Genomic DNA, 17,099 nt, shown 5'->3' with positions numbered 1-17,099 from the left:
GCGTGCTCCTAAGCGTTGTTGTCGATGAGGCATTCGCGGCTGACGACGAGGTAATGGTACGCGCCGTTAAGGGGCCAGTACTGAGCATTGTACACGTAGTTGTTGATCCGGTTCAGCTTGGATGCGTTAGGGGTGCCGAGTGCAAAGCTGGACGGCGGAATCTGCGCAACTGCATGCACAGCTATCTCCGACAGTTTAGTCGGCTTGACCTTGGAAATGCCCACCCGCACATTCGCGCCGTCACTCCAGATTGCGAAGTACAGATCAGCGTTACCGAACAGCGCCTGCTCTTCCACGTAGGAAGCCACAAGGTGTTTGTAGTCCCATATATTGGCCCCGGCGACGGTGATTTCAAAGCTGGTGTTACCGGCTCCGTGCCACATCCCCATTGAAACAAGGTACACAGGGGCTGCCACAGACGGCCCAAGGTGGAAGGTGATTGCGGAGCCCTGCACATTGTTGGTCGGTCCGCGCTTGAGTACAAGCGTGAACTGCGTTCGGCACAGCATCTGGAGCACGGCTTCGGGGATGGTCAGATAGTGGGCGGCATCAAACGTCCGCCTGCCGGGTGAGCCCGTTGCACCGGGCAGGTTGCCGCCCTGCACCAGCGTTGCAGCGGTGCCGGACAATCCTCCCCCGGACCCAAGCTCGTTGCCCCCGGCATTGGGGTTGTCGAACAGGCACACGAACGTGTCGGGGTGGGCAAGCGTCATCTCGTGCATTTCATCCCACTCCGGCCATGGCGTGAGGAAGGTCTGCGCCGTGGTAAACGCCGTGGGGCTGGACCACTCGGACGCGACAGGCCCGGCGGAATCATCCGTATACTGCACGCGCCATATGTACTGCGTGGCCACGTCCAGCACGCCCGCAGGGATGGCATACTCGGTCACGGCTCCCAGCAGGCCGGAATCATGCACCGGCGCGGAGAAGTCTCCACCTGCCACATCCACCTGAAAACGGGTGTGGGCATGGTCGCCCGTGCCATTGGTCGAATAGGCGGACGCGGCAAGGGTGGGCGTCTCGCCAATCTCTCCCGCGCCTGCCACGGGCGAGGTGTTCACCGGGCGGTCCACGTAGATGAAGCTGGCGGCGGTAAAGAAGCTGCTCACGGGCGACCACGGCGACCAGTTGCCATCGCTGCCCTTGTGCCGTGCGCGGACGTAGTAGACATGCCCGGTGGTCAGGATGCCGGGCGGCACAGCATACGCCGTCACCGGGCCAAGGCTGCCGGTATCGCGCACTATGGCCGCAAAACCGCTGTCCGTGGCAATCTGCATCTGCGCGTCCGCGTGGGTCTGGTCCGCATCCGCGCTGAATGCGCCGGTGGTTATGGTGGGCGTCTCTCCCACGCCAGTTGCCCCGGCAGCGGGCGCGGTTATGGCGGGGCGGTTGATGGGCACATCGCCTACGTTTATGGTGAGCGGCTGCGTCCAGTGAGAGCGCACCAGCCCGTGCTCCCACACCTGCACCGCCACGCCGTAGGTCTGATCCGCATCCACCTGCGGGGCGGTCAGGTCGATGCGGCCCGTGGTCAGGTTGGGGGTAACGGTCCACAGCGCGGTACGGTCCGTACCGCCTGCATCGGTGATGCGCACTTTGACCTCAGACGCCCATTCATAGGTGTGCCAGTCCTGTATGAGCAGTTGCGTGGATTCGCCTTCCCAGATATCCGCACTGCCCGCCACGATCACCAGCGGCGCATGGGCGCGGACGGAATCCAGCAGCACGCCGTGGGCATCGGGCCTGTTATTATGGTCCGAAATGTCTTGGCGGGTAGCACCGAAAAACCTATCGTCAATGGTCAAGGTCACGTCCTGTGAACTTGCCACCAGCACATCAATAGCAAGGGGTACCTCAATCGGTACGCCGTCCTTGCTCTGTATGTAGCTGGCCTTTTCCGGCGCGCAGTAATCGACCATGTATAGAATGTTGCCCCGCGTGGGGTGCGCGGCGATAATGCCGATTTCCGTAATTGAAAATCCGGCCACAAGCGCGGCGTTCGTCAACAGCGCCTCAAGCCGGGCACTATCACCCGTCTGCGTGATTTTGGTAATGGTAACGCTCACCTTCTGGCTTACCAGAGCGGAAACGCTGGCGTCCGCCTGTTGCGCCTCAGTCCATACCCCATTCCCCAAAACGATTGCGGAGAACTCAAGCGGCGTTCCCTGGTGCGCCAAGGCAAGCAGTTCCCGGCCGTCCGGGGTCAGTCTCATTTTACGAAAATCACTCATGTGTTACCCCCAGCGGGGCGGCCATTCGGACCACTCCAACGCCATAGGTTTGCGGTTGCTGAACGGTCACAACAGGCATGACCACCGTTGCCGTTATGCTCTGGCCGAAACGGACAACGCCCACGGCCACGGGATGAGATTCATTTGTGCCCACGTCGAAGTGGATAGCGGCCCGTATCACAACGGGCATACGGACAAAGCCCACTGCAGTGGGGGCGGCCACCGTGCCCTTGGGCGTTACCAGGGCATCCAGGTGGGCGGCATGCCGTTTGTAGCGCTGGATAACGCCGAACATGCGGTCGATGGTGGCACTTGAGATGGGCAGATTGCGGGCAAAACTGACCTTGAACCGGCACGGATCGCCTCCGTAGTCGAACCATTCCTGCAGGTGCGCTTCGTACCCGAGAACGCCCAGGGCGTAAGAAACAGCCCAGGGGGTACCCTTGTGCCGGTGGATTTCCACGCTTGCCTTGATGGCCGCGCGTTTCTGGTCCGTAGTCCAGGCATCGTCCCACATATCAACGGAGAAAGCCCAGGCAAGCCAGGGCAACAGGTCTTCGGGGCAGGTGTCCGGGTTCCACACATCGCGCACGGGGACCGGCACGTCAGAAAGGCGGGCGATGGCAAGCGCCGTGGCGTTCTCTTGCGGCGTAGCGCTGATGGGCAACAGGCTAGCCATTCGCGCCCCCTGCGGCCGTTACATCGATGCCGATGCAATACGCGGCCTCGGATGCCTGTACGGTAATATCCTGTGCCGGTACGGTCAGTTCAACACGACGCACGCCCGCAACATGCAGGGCTTCGTATATGCCGGAAAGTGCCACCCCTGCCCCGATAACGTGGCAGGCGGTCAGATAAGTTTGCAGGGCGGCCTGTGCCGTGGCGGTAACCGTGGCGGTACTCGGGCCATCAAGCACATGCAGCACGGCCGAAACGGAAAATTCAACAATGCCCGCAGGCTCAACCGTCACCAAGTCGCCAAGGGGGCGCACCTTCTCACGGTTCACAGCCTCGGCCACTGCATCTAGGGTGCTTTGATCCGGCGTGCCGTCACCATCACGCCCGAGAACGTACACAACTACATGCGCAGGGGTCGGGCTATTAGGGTAGGCATCCTTGACCAGGGAAACGCCGTTTTCATCGGCGGCGCTCAATGCATGAAATGTATAGGCACCGCGTGAACCTGCAACGCTCACACCCTCAAGCGCCATTTGAATGCGCCTGCGGTACGCGGTATCGGTTTCATAGGTGGGGGCAACCGGCGGGTAGGCGTCAGGGTCACCCGGATCAATGACCAGGCGCACCACGTTGTAGTTCGCGCCTATCTGGTCCAGGTCCGCCCCGCTGGCATAGGCCAGCATAACGGCGCGGGCCGCGTCGTTCACACGCTGGCGCAGCAGGGTTTCGCGGTAGGCGGCAACTTCAAGCACCTTATAGGCGGGGTCGGATTCAACCAGGGCGGTAAAGGCGGTATCCCGCTCTTGCAGGTCCGCCAGCATTTCGGCCAGCACGGTTTCATAATCCACCGTTTCCACCACGGCGGGCGCAGGCAGGCCGGAAAGGTCAATGGCATCAAAGCCGCTCATATCTGCAACCCGTCCATTGTGATTTCCCGGCCGTCCGGCAGGTACACGCCATCAAGCGCCACAAGCACCTTGCCCGCATCCGTGGCCGAAACCTGCACTCGGGTAACGCGCAGGCGCGGTTCCCATCTGTCTAGGGCTTCGGCAGTGGCGGCAATGTATTCAATACGGTTTGCTTCGTTGGCGGGAGAATCCACCAATTCAAAGAGGCGTGACCCATATTCCCGACGCATCACGCGGGAACCTATGGGCGTGGTAAGAATGTCCCGAATGGACTGTCTGAGGTGGGCAAGTCCTTCAAGCGGCTTGCCGGTGGAAGAATCAATGCCGCGCATACGTAGGCTATACGATGCGCGGCAAGTTGCTTCCTCTGCGGTTTTTGCAGTCTACAAGGGGGCAATGGCCCCATAGCGCAAGGTTCCGGTAACGGTGCAGTCTCCGTTGATAGTGACATTGCCGTTCACGGTCATATCCCCTTCAAGGGTGTAGCTGCCTTTGTGCTCTGTATGGGCGTGCTTGTATTCCTCGCCTATGGTTTGGCCTTCATCATCATGCCCGCCCGCCGTGGTCAATGTGCCCTCAACAAGCACCTGGGGGGCGGTAAGAAAAATCTTTGTGCCAGCCTCTACTGTCGCCTCTTTCCCCGCCTTTGCCGTAATGTCCCCGGTGGCCTGCACCATCACATCACCGGGAATGGTGGCCGCCAGCTTATGCGCGGCCCGGTCATATTCGATAATCGCGCCGTCTTTGAAGACCATACGGGCAACGTCCGGGGTGTTCGCCGGTGCCGGATGGGCGGTTTGGAACACCCCCACCAGTACAACGCCCTGCCCTGTCTCGCCTGACGGGGACAGGATAAGCACTTGTTCGCCTGCTTCGGGTGCCCACCAGGACACGTCACCGCCCGCGCGGGCCGTTACCCAGGGCAACCAATCCGTTACCACGGAACCACACCGTACCCGCACGCGCGCGGCCGAATAGTCCGCCGCCTCTATGGTGCCCCACCGGATCAGGTTAGCCAGACGTCTATCCAGTTCAGACAGTGGGTAACTCTGCATCGGTCACCTCAGTATACTCCGGTTTATAGTCCACTCCCACACGGGGCGACCAGGACACCAGCACAGTTTGCGGAATTACGCCTTCGTCTGTCCATGCGGATGCGCCCAGATATACGCGTTGCTCAAATTCGATGCGCCATTCTTCATAGGCGCGCTGTTCAGGCTTCCATTCATCAGGGTAAGCCCCGACGAACTCCGCAGGATGTGCAGGCAGGCCGAAACGGTTCCCGTGCAGCCATTTTGACACAGCGCCCACTAGGGCACAGATTTCAAGGTTCACGTTCGCTGCCTTGAAGTGCATAACCAGGTGCAGTTCCCACCGGATGCGCACGGCAAGCTGTTCCGTGCCCACATCGTCCCCCGGTTCCAAGGCCGCCAGGTTCAAAAACGCGGCCGGGCACGCCACCCTTTCTTTTAGGCTTTCGTAAGCCATCACGGAAAGCACGGGAAAGGCTTGCCGTAAGCCTTCCTGTATGGCTTCATGCGCGGCTTGCATGCTTATTTCTTGCGGGTTTCCCATCGTAATTCCTGTTCAAAGATGCGGTAGAAGCGGCTTTCCAGCAGGGGCAACACCTCGTTGAGCACGGCAAAGTCCACTTCCTTGTCAATGTGAGCAAACTGAATGGCAAGCGGCTGGCGCTCACGGGATACACGGCGGTAAACCTGTCGTTCGTCGGCCTTGTTATTGGCGATGAAGGCGCGCCGCCGTTCCACCTTGCCCGCAACCACGCCGGTTGCTGTTTGGCGTGGATTCAGCCCGGCAAGAGGTATGGCCGATGCCCCGAAGAACACGCGGGCGGTCATGTGGTTGCCCCTGGTGTAGATGCGCAGGCGCGGCCGCAGGGTCTTTTGCTGTATGCCGGTTTCCCGCGCCACCATACGGACAAGCAGGCCGCCACACCATCGGCTTGTCTTGCTGACAGCACGGCGGGCGGCGGCCTCAATATCCTTTTGCGTGGCGGCAAAGTCTCGCGCTATGGCTTCGATCTGCGCCAGGCTTATCTGCATGTACTGCTTGCTCATGGTATCAGTATGACCATAGCCATTCCGGTTCCGTCCGGTTCCACCCGATCCACGTCAAAGACCTTGCCTTGCACGGTGCAAAGCGTTTCGCCGCGTGCGAAGTCTTGCACATCGCTGTACCTGCAGGTCAATGTGGGGGCCGTTGTTTCAAGCTCCACGCTGCCGATGGTTGTAAGCGTTCCCTGGTTATCGAAAATCGCCGCAAAGGTGCGGGCAGGGTTTTCTGCCTGCACCTTTACGGCGAACTCTTCAATGTCCAGGAAGTCGGTAAAGTCTTCCTGCATAGCCATGATTACTTACTCTTGGCCTTAGTGTCCGCCTCGTCAGCCTTTACAGCGCGTTCCCGATAGATGAGGTTACGCGCCACATCAAGCGAAACAGTAACAACCGAATCAGGCATGACCATTTCGCCGTCAATGAGAACGGCGGTACCCTTTTCCCCGAGAATCTTGATAGTCATGGTCTTTTCAGTCTTGCGGGCCATGTTCTACCCCTTATGGTACGGGGCGGCGGGGCCGCCCCGGTTGTGCGTTGTCGTTAAGCAGTAGTGCCCACACAGAACGATTCGGCGCGGCGGGCCGCAATGTCCACATCCTGCATCGCCACGATGCGCAGGCGGCCCTTTGCGCTATGGGTGTAGGGGTCAAGGGTCAGTTCCAGACCGCCCCACATGCCGATAATAAGGTCCGCGAAGTTGCCGAAGAACGCATCGGCCGCGGCTACCTGGTTGGTAACGCCAGCGTTGTAACCGTTGATGGTGTTGCCAGGTTCCCAAATGGTTGCCTCGGTGTTGGCGAACTTGGGCGTGGTCTTGGCGTGGCCGCGCGTCTTGGCGTTGACGATGTATGCCATGTTGTCCACGTCGGCATCATCGGCGGCAATTTCGCTTTCCATCTGCACCAGTTCGGCAAAGGTAGGCTTGCCGCTGGTGGCGAACGGAACAGCGTTTACGCCGCTAATATTCTTGATGCCCAGGGGTTCATTCACCCCGGTACCGTAGAAGCCAAGCTGGTCAATTTTCAGGCCCACGGCCTTTGCCAGGTCGAAGCGGATAAGGGCTTCAACGTCCAGGCTCGACTGCATAAGCAGGCGGCGGGTAACCTCGGCCAGCGCGCCTACCGTGGTGGGGGTAAGGTTCAACTGCCCGAAATCACCGTCGGAACCAGGTACGTCTTCGTCTTCTCCGACGACGTAGCCGGTTGCGCCGGAAAGCTGCTTGGGAATGCCCACATTACCCACCAGCCCGGCAAGCTGCGTTCCGTACTGCATCAGCAGGGTACGCTTGCGCAGCATCTCGATAAAGCTACCTGCAAGCAGGTCAGTGCTTACCAAGTTTCCGCCATGTGGGGCGGCGGCATTGCTGGTGCTGTAGGTACGCAGAACCGGGGCACGCAGCACTTCGGGGGGAATGACAATGCCGGTTGCCTCGCGCCCCATTCGGCGGGCGGCGGCTTCGGATGCTTCCAATTCCAGCGCGGCGGCTTCACGCACGGCCTTGCTATGTGCGTTGTTGGGGTCCAGGCAACGCAGCACCTTCACAACACTGTAGCGCTGCACTTCCTGTTCAGACAGGCCCACGGCGTCATTCTTTTCGTCCGGGGTGGGCTTTTTGCTGCGGCCGTCCAGTTCCTTGAGCAGGAAGCTCTGGAACTCTTCGGGCGTCTTGTTATCACGCACGAACTTTTCCGCATCTTCCGGGGCGCTGTACTGACGCCCCAAGGTCAGAATGGTATTTGCGCGGTCGCGTTCCGCCTGCATGGCCTGTTCACGCACGGCCTGTTCATCAACAACCTGCGGCGCGCCTCCGCCGGATACAATAGTGCCTGTATTGGGCATAGTCCTTTCCTCCATATTCGGAAGGGTTTCAGTTTCAGGCGCGCCACCACGGCCGCGCCCAACCCCCACGGACGGGTCCAGGGGGATGGTTACGAACGAAATTTCATAGGGTTCCCAATCGGTAGCCCGGTACACATCGGTGTCGTCTTCGCGGACCTCAACCAGCTTGAGTTCATGCACTTCAAAGCCTACGGAGATGTGACGCAAAATGCCGTCCTTCACGTCCGTAAACTTCTCATCCGCATGTTTGCCCCTGCCGAACCGGACCACGGCGCGGCCCTTGCCGTCCGCATCAACCCGTGCAGATTCGACCACTGCGATATGGGCGTTACGGTCATGGTTGAACAGAACCGCCCCGCCGTTGTTCAGACGGTCCAGGCGCACGGCGTTGCTTGAGTGTTCCAGCACAAGGACGGCACGCCACCACTGTTCAATTTCCGCATCACTGGAAAAGGCAACTTCCACCGTGCGCTTTTCCTCATCTACGGAACGCACACCATCAATCGGGAAAAAGGCCCGCGTGGCCGTGGATTTGATGCTATCCCTTGTCGGTTTCGTCTGTTCCGGCTGCTTCGTCGGCATTATCCGGTTCCTCCTCAATTATCGGGGCCGCCTTAGTTGCTGCCAGGGCAATGCCCTTTTCACCCCACTTACGGCGCTCCTCTGCGATTTCATCAAACACCTCATCAGGATCACGGCCGCTTTCGCGGATGGATTCGGACACAGACCGCATAAGGCCGTCCTGTTCCGTGCGGTGGGCGTTGGCATCCTTGGCCGGATCAACCCAGGCCCACCGGCGCGGCTGAAACCTGGCGCGCTTGTATTGCGCCACGCGGTCAATGCGCAGGGGCGTAGGCCCTATGGTTATGGCCTGGGCCAGTACGGCCACAGAAACCCAATCCTCGTACACAGACCGCACCAGCTTATCCACGAACCATTGCTGCAAGTCCTTCCAGGTTTCGCGCTCATCAAGCGCCCCGGCCCGTAGGCTGGAATAGTTTGCGCCTGAAAGGTCCCCGGTTAGTGCGGAATAGGATACGTCCAACCCGGCGGCGGCCGATGTGAGACACGCACTAGTGAAAGTCTTGAACTCGCCCTGCGGGTACTGCGGGTTGTATTCCTTGAAGGTGTAGCCGGGGGGGATAACGTCGAACTCTCCCGGCTCTGCGAACTCGGGAAAATCCAGTTCGTCTTCGGGGTCGCCCGTAACGTCCACATATTCGGGGTCGGCCTGGAAAAAACCGGACTTCGTGGCCCCCACCCGCGCGTTGATAACGGCGGCGGTTTCATAGCGGGAAAGATGATGCAGGCGCTTCAATGCGGTTCCCATCCATGACAGGCCGCGCGGCTGCCCTATGAACTCAGGCAAAAACAGGTGAATCATGTCGGAAGCCGGTACACGCTGGTACTTTGCACCGCCGAACGTGTAGCCGTCTGCATAGTCTTCAACATCAACACGGATATAGAAGGCAACCCGCTTGCCTGCGGGGGTAAATTCGATACCAGCGCGAATGCGGTTGCCGTTGCGCAAGTCTTCGCGCAAAGTCGGGGGGATGCGGGTAGCGTCAATCAGTTGCAGTTGATAGCGGTACTTGCCATAGTCCCGCCCTTTCAGCTTCTGCACAAAAATTTCACCATCACGCGCAACGCTCTGAACGGCCAACCCTTGCAGTTCTCGCCAGGTAAGCGTTTCCGTTACTTCGGGCATCAAGCCCCACTCGCGCCAGGCTTCCGCAATGGCCTTGCAGGCCAGTGCGTCCATGCTGCCATCCGGGAAGGTGACAGTAGGAATAACGAGAACGCCCGATGCACCAACCACATTTTTACGCACTAGTCGCAAAAACTTTTTGCCGTGGTCCATGTTCATCTGCGCATCACGCCCACGCGCACACAAAGTAAGCCACTCACGTTCCACAATGGTAATCGGGCTTTGCGGAATGCGGGACCAGGAGGATTCAAGGCGGCCACCTTCGGCGGATTCATAGCCACGCAAGGTAATACGTGGCAACGCCTTACGGGTATGGCGGCGGGGTTCCGGCTGCGGCTCAATGTCTGCGGCCCTGCGGCCCATTCTGAAAAAATCGGAAATCTTACCCATCAGAACCGTATCCCTATGGAGCGTATACCGCCCTTACCGCGCTCTTTGTTAACGCGGGAGACAAAGAAGGACCGCAGCTTAAGTAGGTCGGCAACGCTCATGCGCTGTAACTCACGGTCTTTGATTTTGTAGCTTTGCTGGTCCTTGGTCGCCCGGTTCGCCAAGACGGCGTTGATTGCTTCCAGGGCAATTTCGGCCTCTGTGCGGCCGTCGTAGTTGTCCACCTCAAGCAGGTTCACCAGCACAACCAATTCACCGGACAGGGCAACCTGTTGTTCACCATCCCGCTGTACGATCACCTGCCACCAGTAGCGCCCCACGGCCATGTCCGTAGGCAGGGAAAAGGCGAAGCTATCACCGTCCGCCGTTCCTTCCACGTCGTGCTTTGCGCCTCCGCGAAGGGTAAGCGTTGCCGCCCACCCTTCCGAAGGCTGGTAGCCGTCCAGTGCAAGGGAACACGTAACGGATGATCCACGGTAAATCTGTTTCGGAATGCTGTTCATCAACCCATCACAAAGTTTGAACGCCGCGTTTTGCGCCGCTGTTTAACCTTTCTGCGTTTCTGCCCCATTTCCGGCGCTGCTTCCTCTGCGGTTTTTGCAGTTTCGGCCGCAACGGCCGTCACTTCCTCGGGCATGGCCGCAGCCTGCTTTGCCAAGCGCTTTTCAAAGCGGGTGAAGTTCGGGTTCAAAATGACCAGGGCGGCGTGGGCGTAGACGCGGCAATCAAGCGCCTCGTTTCGCGGGCGCACCTTCACCCATTCACGTTTGGGGAATCCCTTCACGTACCGGGTGACGCACTTTTCTGCGGTAAGCATTCGGAAGTATTCGTCCTGATAGTGGGCGGGCCAGTGACAGCGACCAGGGCCGGAACCGGGCAAGGCAAGGCGCTTGTACAACAGAGTCTTTGCCTGGTCGGTGCCGACGGTGAAAAGCTCCACAGGGCGGCCACTGCGGCGGCCGGTCTTGCGTTTGGTTGGCGCGGACACAACGGGCACGCCGTCGCCACCCTTGCCCTTCACGGCGAACACACGCTGCCCCTTGCGTTTCTTGCAGTAGCCGTACACGGCTTGGGTGTTGGCACCGCCCGAGTCGATACAGGTACAGGAAATGGACATTTCCACGCCTTCCGCAGTGGTCCAGCGTCGATCAAGAAAATCGTCCAGGGCTTCCCACACGTCCGGCTGGTCAGGATCGCCGTACAGAATGGCATATTCCACGGACCAGGATTCTTCACCGTGGCCCCATGCGACCACCTCCACTTCCAGGCGGTCCGGCTGCGTATCAATGCCTGCGGTCAGAATGTAGGCACCGGCAGGTACATCGGCCCCGTATTCTTCCCGGCGCTGCATCAGGCCGGTATCGTCTACGGTTTCGCCTTCCTCTTCCCAGGTTTCCGCAAGCGAGACATTGACGAAACTCTGCAAGTCTCCCGCGTGCTTCTTATCCAGAAAGCTCTGTACAATGTCCCGCCACTTGCGCCACGGGCTATACAACTCATTGAGGTGGAACGACGCATGCCCCATAAAGGGACGTTCCGCGCGCCACTCGCCAGCCTTGAGCATGGCGGGCTTGTGCTTGTCTTCGATGATGCATCCGCAGTGCTCACACACATATACGGCGGTATCTGGCCTGTGCGTTCCGTCGTCGTCCTTGTCCCAAACGACTTGGGACCACTTAAGCGTCTGGAATTGGTTACAGTGCGGGCACGGTAGCCAATACTTGCGACGGTCACCGGCCAAGTATGACTTCTCCACCCTGGAAAAACCCTTGATCGTGGGGGTACTGGTTTCCAACAGCTTGCGACGGTCCCCGAAGGTTGCGGCACGCTGCCACAGCAGTTGCACCGGGTCGCCCTCTTCGCTCATGGTATAGCCGTCGATTTCATCACAGTTGATTACCGGGGCGGAACGGCCGCGCATGGTGTTGGTTGATCCAGACCAGGAGAACATGAGGAAGCCGCCGGGGTACGACTTCATTAGGGAGTTGTTCACGCCATCGCGGCCGCGCGGCTTTGCGACCTTATCCCGGATCACGGGAGTATCACGCAACAACGGGGTAAGCTTGGTTTCGGTCCAGGTCTTAAGGTCGGATTGCGTCGGCTGCATCATCATGCAGCTTTTCGGCTCCTGGGCAATGGCGTAGCCTATGCCGTTGTTGATTACCTCGGTCTTTCCCGTCTGTGCTGCCCACATCAGGGTTATGCGGCGTGTCACCCTGTCGCCTATGCAGTCCATAGGGCCACGCTGATACGGTGCGTTGTCCGTGCGCCACGGCCCCGGCGTGGCATTCGCCTGGCCTATGTGGCGGTAACGGTCCGCCCATTCGGAAACGGTCAGGCGTTCCGGCGCGCGAAGGTTGCGCGAGGCTTTACGAAAGGCTTCCCGTAAGCCTTTGAAGTTGGTCAGGCTTCCGAACTCAATCGGCATCGTCTACTTTCTCCAACAGATCGGCCTCACTCAAGGCATTCAATGCAAGGTCGATTTCCTCTTCAAGGATCGCTTTAATCTCTGTCTCATCGTCCGCAGCCATCAGGCGCAAGGCGGTGCGTTCCGGGATGGACAGCAAAGCCTGACGCACCTCCACAAAGGCGGCCGTCAAAGCGCGTTCCATCTCTTCAATCGGGGCCACCTCGCCGGACAGCTTGGCGGCCTCAATCTCTTTGCAACGCACCTGGGCAACCAAAAGCCGCCGATCCAGTACGGCCTTCGGCACTTCGTCGCCTACATCACCGACAGCCTTGGAAACAGCCCGGTCAGTGTGCCACTTCACACACTCGGCCAGGTCGAACACCCAGGCGGCCCCCCTGCCCCCTTGCTGGACACAGGGCAACCCCTCGCGCAAACGGGTACGGATGGTGGGCAAAGACAGCCCCAAAGCAAGCGCGAGGCCCTGCATATCCACAGTGCCCCCGCCAACCTGTGTAAAACTCTCCGTTTTTTTCTGTTTTTTCTTTTTCGCTTCTGTCGCCATTCCAGCCCCTTAACCGGCTTTTCCACATACTTTTAATGTGAGAAACAGAAAATTGGTTTTGAAATCCACGCACACCGAAAATCCCGAGGGGCAGGGTTACCCGCTGAAAGCCCCTCCCGGAAGGACCCGTTTAGCGGCGTTTAGCTGCTTTTAGCGGCGTCCAGTGTTTGAACCGGCAAGTTATTGGGGAATGTTGCGGTTTGAATGCTAAACGCTTGCACCCTACTGGCGCGTATGGTTGCAAACAACTGTATACACTGTTCTTTCTGCCACTCCGACACGTGCAGCGATTTCGGCCGCGTTCATCCCCTCATGGCGCATTTGCAGGATGCACTTGTCCCTTTCCGCACGGATCACGTTTGCGCACTTCGCCATAGGCAAAATGAAGCCGGGGAACTCTTCGGCCAGGGCTTCCGCGTTGGCATCGCCCACCACATCCCGCAGCCAATGCTTCGGCGGCAGGCGCTTCGGGATATACAGAGAACGGCACTTACACATGCGGGCCAGCGCCAGCGCATGTTCACGGCCTATGATGTCCGCTACTACCTGGGCGGTTTCGGGTAAGGGTGCGTCCATGCTCTACCCCTTGTCAGGCTTGAGGGTCTTGGCGGCGTTGCAAACGCGTTCGGAAAGCACATCAAGCAGCTTGCCGCCGGAATAGCCAGCTATGGCCGTGCCGGATGATACGGCGGCGGGCGGGATGCCCAGGCTTTGTAAAAATCCATGCGTCACCCACCCGGTGAAGCCCGCGATAGCGAGGGATGCCACCACGCCCTTGATGGAGCATGGCGAACCGCCGCGCAGCAGGCGGATACACCCGCCGATCATTGCCAGCAGGACAGGGGGGCACCAGCCCCCCATCCATTGCAAAACGGTTTCAAGGGTCATGCGCTCGGGCATTCTTCGCCGTCCTGTGCGGTGTTGTCGGGTGTGGGGGTCAGGTCGGGCAGGTTGCGGATTGCGGCCGTCTGGCGTTCGAACTCTTCCAGACTCGGCACGATGTAGCCTTCTGCGCTCAAGCGCTTTGCCATCTCGTACCCCTGCATGCCTATACGCAGGGCGCTTTCTGCCATTGCGAGTGCGGTAAGCGCGTCCATTACTCACCCCCTTCACTGTAGAGGTAAGAACGGGCCTTGATGAAAAGCGCGGTGCAGTCCTGCAAGGCGGTTTCGGCATCAATAAGCAGTTGCGACCAGCTCAACGGCTTGGTCTTGGTCCTGGCGTAGATGATGGCCGCATCATCATAGGCGACAATGGCCCGCTTGGCCGTGTCCATCGCCGGGGCCACCTTCTTTTCAAGGAACAGGACGCCCGCCGGGGGTAAGGATGCGTGCAGGGAAAGGTATTCCTGATGCAATGCGGCGTATGCCGTATTCAGTTCATTACCGACAGCCAGCCCTTTCTCATGCGGCGAAAGGTCCTTAAGAGCGCAGCCAGGCAACGCCACCGGCACCAGCAGGAACAGCAGGAGAACACCCGCCACGCCGCCGGAAGCCTTGGTGCCCGTCTTGGCGGTTACGCTCTTGGTGGCCTTGATCCGGCCGTATACGGACAACAGACCGCCCACAACGGCACCGATGGAAAGACCAACTTCGACCATTTGCGACTGTGCCGCATCATCCACACTGTACCCGAGTGCCATAAGCACGGCGCACAGAATGGAGATGGTAGCCCCCCACACGGTGCGCGACTGTAACAAGTGCTTCGTCTCTTCCATAACAAACCTCTTTTGATAGACGTTTTGAGCAAAACAAAAGGCACACCTGTAATAGATGCGCCTATGATATAAAATTGCAGCACGCACAGCGATGTGCCTACGTGCGTATACACACTTAATTTATACCTTTCTCATTCTACCAATGTTGTTTTGAGTTGATGTAATATGCTCTAATGTGTTTGTAATGGTCACCATGAATACTTCAACAGACATTTCTTCATGCCCACAACGCTTACACCGACGTATCCGCACCGTTCTTTCGCAATCATCAAACGCCCGTGGTGCGCTTGTAGGTGCGCCGCATTTTCTGCACGCCAGTGACATATCAATCCCTCTCTATGTCGTTCACGGTCCGGGCGTCTATGAAGGCGCTTAGAACATCCTCCCGCACCCTGTAGCGCGGCCGCGCCTTCGTTCCCACGTTGTGCCCGCGCAACTCTTTGCGCTTAATCGCCTTGCGCACCCACTCGGGCCGCACCTTAAGCCGCTCTGCCACTTCAACTACGGTCAACGTCTGCATGCAGCATCCTCCCCATATGCCGTATTGCCGCGCGGCGGTTCCCATCGCGGAATGAAAGGTAATGCGTCGTGCTCTTTGGGTCCTTGTGCCCCAGGGCTTGCGACACTTCCATAAACGGATCAATGCCGCGTCCTTCCGCCACCTGTGAAAGCATGAACTCGTATGTCTCGTTCGCAAAGGTCTTGCGCATGCTGTGCGTTGCCACGTCTTCGGCAATGCCGCAGCACGCGAACGCATCCTGCAGCACGCGGCGCGCCTGGGTGTAGGATATGGCCTTGTTTTCGTCGCCCTGGGCACGGAACAGGAACACTTCGGAACCGGGATACCCAAGCGCCCGCACCTGATCCAGAATGGCCCGGCGGGCTTCCGGTGCCAGGTACACAACGCGGCTTTCCTGTTTGCCCTTCATATAACGACGTGCCACGCGAACAGTAAGACGCACCTTGCCGCAGGCGGTCACATCGGCCACACGCAAGGACAGCATTTCACGGATACGGAAGCCTGCCAGCACACCAAGAATAAACAGGCACCGATTGCGGACCACAAAGCGGCCCGTAAAGGCATTTGCAGCCTGAATAACTTCTTCCTGAGACAGGGGGCGACAACCGGACATCTTTCCTCCCAAAAAAGAATTGACATTTATTAAAAAACATGGAAGAATATTTTTGTTAAAGCTTGTTCCAACTTTTCGCATATTTCTATTCCCGAAAAATAACGAAAAGGAGATGATGAGCATGAACAAAGTCCAAAAAGAGAAGGCCATTATTGTATTTGAGTTTCTAATTACAATACTTACAGCGCTTGTATCAGCTGTTCGAAACTGGCCTGAACAACTTGAGACTGTAACAAACTAGGGCAGCCGATGTGCAATCCTCCACAGAGTGGCATACGCTACAGGCCGACGAATGTCGGCCTTTTTGTTTTACACATCACACAATCGAAATAAAACAATATTTTTACGAGCATATAAACACAGAAAAACAAAAAATATAATTACTGAATTTCAGTACAAAATACAAAAAACGCAATTAAAATAAAAATTTATATTAAGAATATATGATAAAAAAAATAAATAAAACAAAAAATAAATATTCACTATTAATATCGTTGCTTTTATCACTTGCACTTGCAATATATTTATACATTGAAAAAGAAACACCACTTCTAAACATAACAGGGACATCAATAGCAACTTTAATATCTATAGCATTTGACTATTTAATTACAAACACAATCACCAAATCATCACAGAAGATCCATTTTACGATCATCATATTGGCAATAGCTGGCCCGGTGTATTTCTCATACGGATTTTCTCCATCCGAACTAAAAACAGGCTTGCTTGTTGCTGCATTATTCATCGCTTTGAAATCAATATATAAACTTATCCATCCCACACAATAACGCACGCGACAAGATCGCCAATCTCCCCCATAAGCCGACTTATGTAGGCCTGCATTTTACCCCCGCCTCACAAACACCGGCAACCCCGCCCGATCACCACGATACGAAACGACGGCAACGGCCGTATCAAAGCGGTCATGGCCGCCCGTGTCGAAGTGGAACCAGGTCATGCCCGCGCCTGCTTCAATGCGTTGAATAAACTCAAAACAGGACAAATTGGGGGATGCTTGCAACTCTGCCCATACTTCGGCGGGGGCGACATTGCGGAACTTGCAATCAAAGGCGCGGCCGAACTTGTGCTGCGACAGCGCCGCACCGGTGCCGGTGCCCATGTCCCGCAGGCCGGATTCATGAAACGCGCCGCCTTGGTGCCAGTTATTCACCACAACAGGACCATACCGCTTGCGCAGCCGATCCAGCGTGACCAGGGCCAGTTGATCAAAGGCCATGAACATCAGGTCGCCACGCGGCTTATTCGCCTTGTGAAACTCGGGGCCGACTAATTCTTCGATTCGGAAATGTTGGGGCGTGTACACGTCTCTTCCTCCTGCTCTCTATGCTCACACTTCGCGCACTTGGTGCGCTCAATCCACCACCAGGGCGGCGCGGTCTTGGGACACGGCCGCATGTTCGGGTGCCGCTCCCGCCATTGTCGGG

General features: G+C 57.9%; 21 protein-coding genes. All 21 read right to left on the bottom strand.

The features are described 5' to 3' along the window. Positions 1-8: 8 nt before the first annotated feature. The 21 genes from HUV26_RS14905 to HUV26_RS14805 all read right to left on the bottom strand — a co-directional run bounded on the left by HUV26_RS14905 (position 9) and on the right by HUV26_RS14805 (position 16,978). On the bottom strand, positions 9-2,231 hold the full coding sequence (locus HUV26_RS14905) for a phage tail-collar fiber domain-containing protein (protein WP_174410937.1): 2,223 nt from the start codon (positions 2,229-2,231) through the stop codon (positions 9-11). Further along, positions 2,224-2,910, bottom strand: coding sequence for a phage tail protein I (locus HUV26_RS14900; RefSeq protein ID WP_174410936.1), 687 nt, complete (start codon positions 2,908-2,910; stop codon positions 2,224-2,226). Before HUV26_RS14900 ends, HUV26_RS14905 begins: the two co-directional genes overlap by 8 nt. Beyond that, a complete protein-coding gene (locus tag HUV26_RS14895; protein ID WP_174410935.1) occupies positions 2,903-3,817 on the bottom strand; it encodes a baseplate assembly protein in 915 nt (304 codons plus the stop codon). The genes HUV26_RS14900 and HUV26_RS14895 overlap by 8 nt, the downstream gene beginning before the upstream one ends. Then, positions 3,814-4,149, bottom strand: a complete 336-nt coding sequence (locus HUV26_RS14890; protein ID WP_174410934.1) for a GPW/gp25 family protein — start codon at positions 4,147-4,149, stop codon at positions 3,814-3,816. Before HUV26_RS14890 ends, HUV26_RS14895 begins: the two co-directional genes overlap by 4 nt. A gap of 51 nt (positions 4,150-4,200) precedes the next feature. Beyond that, positions 4,201-4,872 carry a phage baseplate assembly protein V gene (locus HUV26_RS14885; protein WP_174410933.1) on the bottom strand — a complete coding sequence of 224 codons (672 nt, stop codon included), beginning with the start codon at positions 4,870-4,872 and terminating at the stop codon, positions 4,201-4,203. Continuing rightward, positions 4,850-5,368: a hypothetical protein gene (locus HUV26_RS14880; protein ID WP_205245159.1), complete on the bottom strand. Its 519-nt coding sequence runs from the start codon at positions 5,366-5,368 to the stop codon at positions 4,850-4,852. Before HUV26_RS14880 ends, HUV26_RS14885 begins: the two co-directional genes overlap by 23 nt. 2 nt (positions 5,369-5,370) lie before the next feature. After that, positions 5,371-5,895 (bottom strand): phage tail protein, encoded by a 525-nt coding sequence (locus HUV26_RS14875; RefSeq protein ID WP_174410931.1) that lies wholly within the window; start codon positions 5,893-5,895, stop codon positions 5,371-5,373. Continuing rightward, complete coding sequence (locus tag HUV26_RS14870; protein WP_174410930.1) at positions 5,892-6,185, bottom strand: head-tail joining protein; 294 nt, start codon at positions 6,183-6,185, stop codon at positions 5,892-5,894. Before HUV26_RS14870 ends, HUV26_RS14875 begins: the two co-directional genes overlap by 4 nt. Positions 6,186-6,187: 2 nt before the next feature. Next, positions 6,188-6,379 carry a hypothetical protein gene (locus HUV26_RS14865; RefSeq protein ID WP_174410929.1) on the bottom strand — a complete coding sequence of 64 codons (192 nt, stop codon included), beginning with the start codon at positions 6,377-6,379 and terminating at the stop codon, positions 6,188-6,190. Between the two features lie 53 nt (positions 6,380-6,432). Further along, a complete protein-coding gene (locus tag HUV26_RS14860; RefSeq protein ID WP_174410928.1) occupies positions 6,433-8,313 on the bottom strand; it encodes a phage major capsid protein in 1,881 nt (626 codons plus the stop codon). After that, positions 8,270-9,829 carry a phage portal protein gene (locus HUV26_RS14855; protein WP_174410927.1) on the bottom strand — a complete coding sequence of 520 codons (1,560 nt, stop codon included), beginning with the start codon at positions 9,827-9,829 and terminating at the stop codon, positions 8,270-8,272. Before HUV26_RS14855 ends, HUV26_RS14860 begins: the two co-directional genes overlap by 44 nt. Then, positions 9,829-10,332: a hypothetical protein gene (locus tag HUV26_RS14850; protein WP_174410926.1), complete on the bottom strand. Its 504-nt coding sequence runs from the start codon at positions 10,330-10,332 to the stop codon at positions 9,829-9,831. Before HUV26_RS14850 ends, HUV26_RS14855 begins: the two co-directional genes overlap by 1 nt. After that, positions 10,332-12,257, bottom strand: coding sequence for a phage terminase large subunit family protein (locus HUV26_RS14845; RefSeq protein ID WP_174410925.1), 1,926 nt, complete (start codon positions 12,255-12,257; stop codon positions 10,332-10,334). The genes HUV26_RS14850 and HUV26_RS14845 overlap by 1 nt, the downstream gene beginning before the upstream one ends. Then, positions 12,247-12,801, bottom strand: coding sequence for a terminase small subunit (locus HUV26_RS14840; RefSeq protein ID WP_174410924.1), 555 nt, complete (start codon positions 12,799-12,801; stop codon positions 12,247-12,249). Before HUV26_RS14840 ends, HUV26_RS14845 begins: the two co-directional genes overlap by 11 nt. A gap of 222 nt (positions 12,802-13,023) precedes the next feature. Further along, positions 13,024-13,377 (bottom strand): helix-turn-helix domain-containing protein, encoded by a 354-nt coding sequence (locus HUV26_RS14835; RefSeq protein WP_174410923.1) that lies wholly within the window; start codon positions 13,375-13,377, stop codon positions 13,024-13,026. A 3-nt stretch (positions 13,378-13,380) separates the two neighbouring features. Further along, positions 13,381-13,701, bottom strand: coding sequence for a phage holin family protein (locus tag HUV26_RS14830; RefSeq protein WP_174410922.1), 321 nt, complete (start codon positions 13,699-13,701; stop codon positions 13,381-13,383). Then, positions 13,686-13,898 (bottom strand): hypothetical protein, encoded by a 213-nt coding sequence (locus HUV26_RS14825; RefSeq protein ID WP_174410921.1) that lies wholly within the window; start codon positions 13,896-13,898, stop codon positions 13,686-13,688. The genes HUV26_RS14830 and HUV26_RS14825 overlap by 16 nt, the downstream gene beginning before the upstream one ends. Further along, positions 13,898-14,518, bottom strand: a complete 621-nt coding sequence (locus tag HUV26_RS14820; RefSeq protein WP_174410920.1) for a hypothetical protein — start codon at positions 14,516-14,518, stop codon at positions 13,898-13,900. The genes HUV26_RS14825 and HUV26_RS14820 overlap by 1 nt, the downstream gene beginning before the upstream one ends. Positions 14,519-14,843: 325 nt before the next feature. Continuing rightward, on the bottom strand, positions 14,844-15,038 hold the full coding sequence (locus HUV26_RS14815) for a helix-turn-helix domain-containing protein (RefSeq protein WP_174410919.1): 195 nt from the start codon (positions 15,036-15,038) through the stop codon (positions 14,844-14,846). Then, entirely contained in the window at positions 15,016-15,651 is a 636-nt protein-coding gene (locus HUV26_RS14810) for a tyrosine-type recombinase/integrase (RefSeq protein WP_174410918.1), read from the bottom strand. Before HUV26_RS14810 ends, HUV26_RS14815 begins: the two co-directional genes overlap by 23 nt. Positions 15,652-16,498: 847 nt before the next feature. After that, complete coding sequence (locus tag HUV26_RS14805; RefSeq protein WP_174410917.1) at positions 16,499-16,978, bottom strand: hypothetical protein; 480 nt, start codon at positions 16,976-16,978, stop codon at positions 16,499-16,501. Between the last annotated feature and the right edge of the window lie 121 nt (positions 16,979-17,099).

It is taken from the genome of Desulfovibrio psychrotolerans (assembly GCF_013340305.1).
GTDB classification, from domain to species: Bacteria; Desulfobacterota; Desulfovibrionia; order Desulfovibrionales; family Desulfovibrionaceae; genus Halodesulfovibrio; species Halodesulfovibrio psychrotolerans.
The sequence above is the reverse complement of the archived record's forward strand: the minus strand, read 5'-3'. Positions and strand labels throughout refer to the sequence as shown.

Coding starts and splice junctions, on each gene's coding strand:
- HUV26_RS14905 (WP_174410937.1), bottom strand. CDS start 2,231: ATGAGTGATTTTCGTAAAATGAGACTGACCCCGGACGGCCGGGAACTG.
- HUV26_RS14900 (WP_174410936.1), bottom strand. CDS start 2,910: ATGGCTAGCCTGTTGCCCATCAGCGCTACGCCGCAAGAGAACGCCACG.
- HUV26_RS14895 (WP_174410935.1), bottom strand. CDS start 3,817: ATGAGCGGCTTTGATGCCATTGACCTTTCCGGCCTGCCTGCGCCCGCC.
- HUV26_RS14890 (WP_174410934.1), bottom strand. CDS start 4,149: ATGCGCGGCATTGATTCTTCCACCGGCAAGCCGCTTGAAGGACTTGCC.
- HUV26_RS14885 (WP_174410933.1), bottom strand. CDS start 4,872: ATGCAGAGTTACCCACTGTCTGAACTGGATAGACGTCTGGCTAACCTG.
- HUV26_RS14880 (WP_205245159.1), bottom strand. CDS start 5,368: ATGCAAGCCGCGCATGAAGCCATACAGGAAGGCTTACGGCAAGCCTTT.
- HUV26_RS14875 (WP_174410931.1), bottom strand. CDS start 5,895: ATGAGCAAGCAGTACATGCAGATAAGCCTGGCGCAGATCGAAGCCATA.
- HUV26_RS14870 (WP_174410930.1), bottom strand. CDS start 6,185: ATGGCTATGCAGGAAGACTTTACCGACTTCCTGGACATTGAAGAGTTC.
- HUV26_RS14865 (WP_174410929.1), bottom strand. CDS start 6,379: ATGGCCCGCAAGACTGAAAAGACCATGACTATCAAGATTCTCGGGGAA.
- HUV26_RS14860 (WP_174410928.1), bottom strand. CDS start 8,313: ATGCCGACGAAGCAGCCGGAACAGACGAAACCGACAAGGGATAGCATC.
- HUV26_RS14855 (WP_174410927.1), bottom strand. CDS start 9,829: ATGGGTAAGATTTCCGATTTTTTCAGAATGGGCCGCAGGGCCGCAGAC.
- HUV26_RS14850 (WP_174410926.1), bottom strand. CDS start 10,332: ATGAACAGCATTCCGAAACAGATTTACCGTGGATCATCCGTTACGTGT.
- HUV26_RS14845 (WP_174410925.1), bottom strand. CDS start 12,257: ATGCCGATTGAGTTCGGAAGCCTGACCAACTTCAAAGGCTTACGGGAA.
- HUV26_RS14840 (WP_174410924.1), bottom strand. CDS start 12,801: ATGGCGACAGAAGCGAAAAAGAAAAAACAGAAAAAAACGGAGAGTTTT.
- HUV26_RS14835 (WP_174410923.1), bottom strand. CDS start 13,377: ATGGACGCACCCTTACCCGAAACCGCCCAGGTAGTAGCGGACATCATA.
- HUV26_RS14830 (WP_174410922.1), bottom strand. CDS start 13,701: ATGCCCGAGCGCATGACCCTTGAAACCGTTTTGCAATGGATGGGGGGC.
- HUV26_RS14825 (WP_174410921.1), bottom strand. CDS start 13,898: ATGGACGCGCTTACCGCACTCGCAATGGCAGAAAGCGCCCTGCGTATA.
- HUV26_RS14820 (WP_174410920.1), bottom strand. CDS start 14,518: ATGGAAGAGACGAAGCACTTGTTACAGTCGCGCACCGTGTGGGGGGCT.
- HUV26_RS14815 (WP_174410919.1), bottom strand. CDS start 15,038: ATGCAGACGTTGACCGTAGTTGAAGTGGCAGAGCGGCTTAAGGTGCGG.
- HUV26_RS14810 (WP_174410918.1), bottom strand. CDS start 15,651: ATGTCCGGTTGTCGCCCCCTGTCTCAGGAAGAAGTTATTCAGGCTGCA.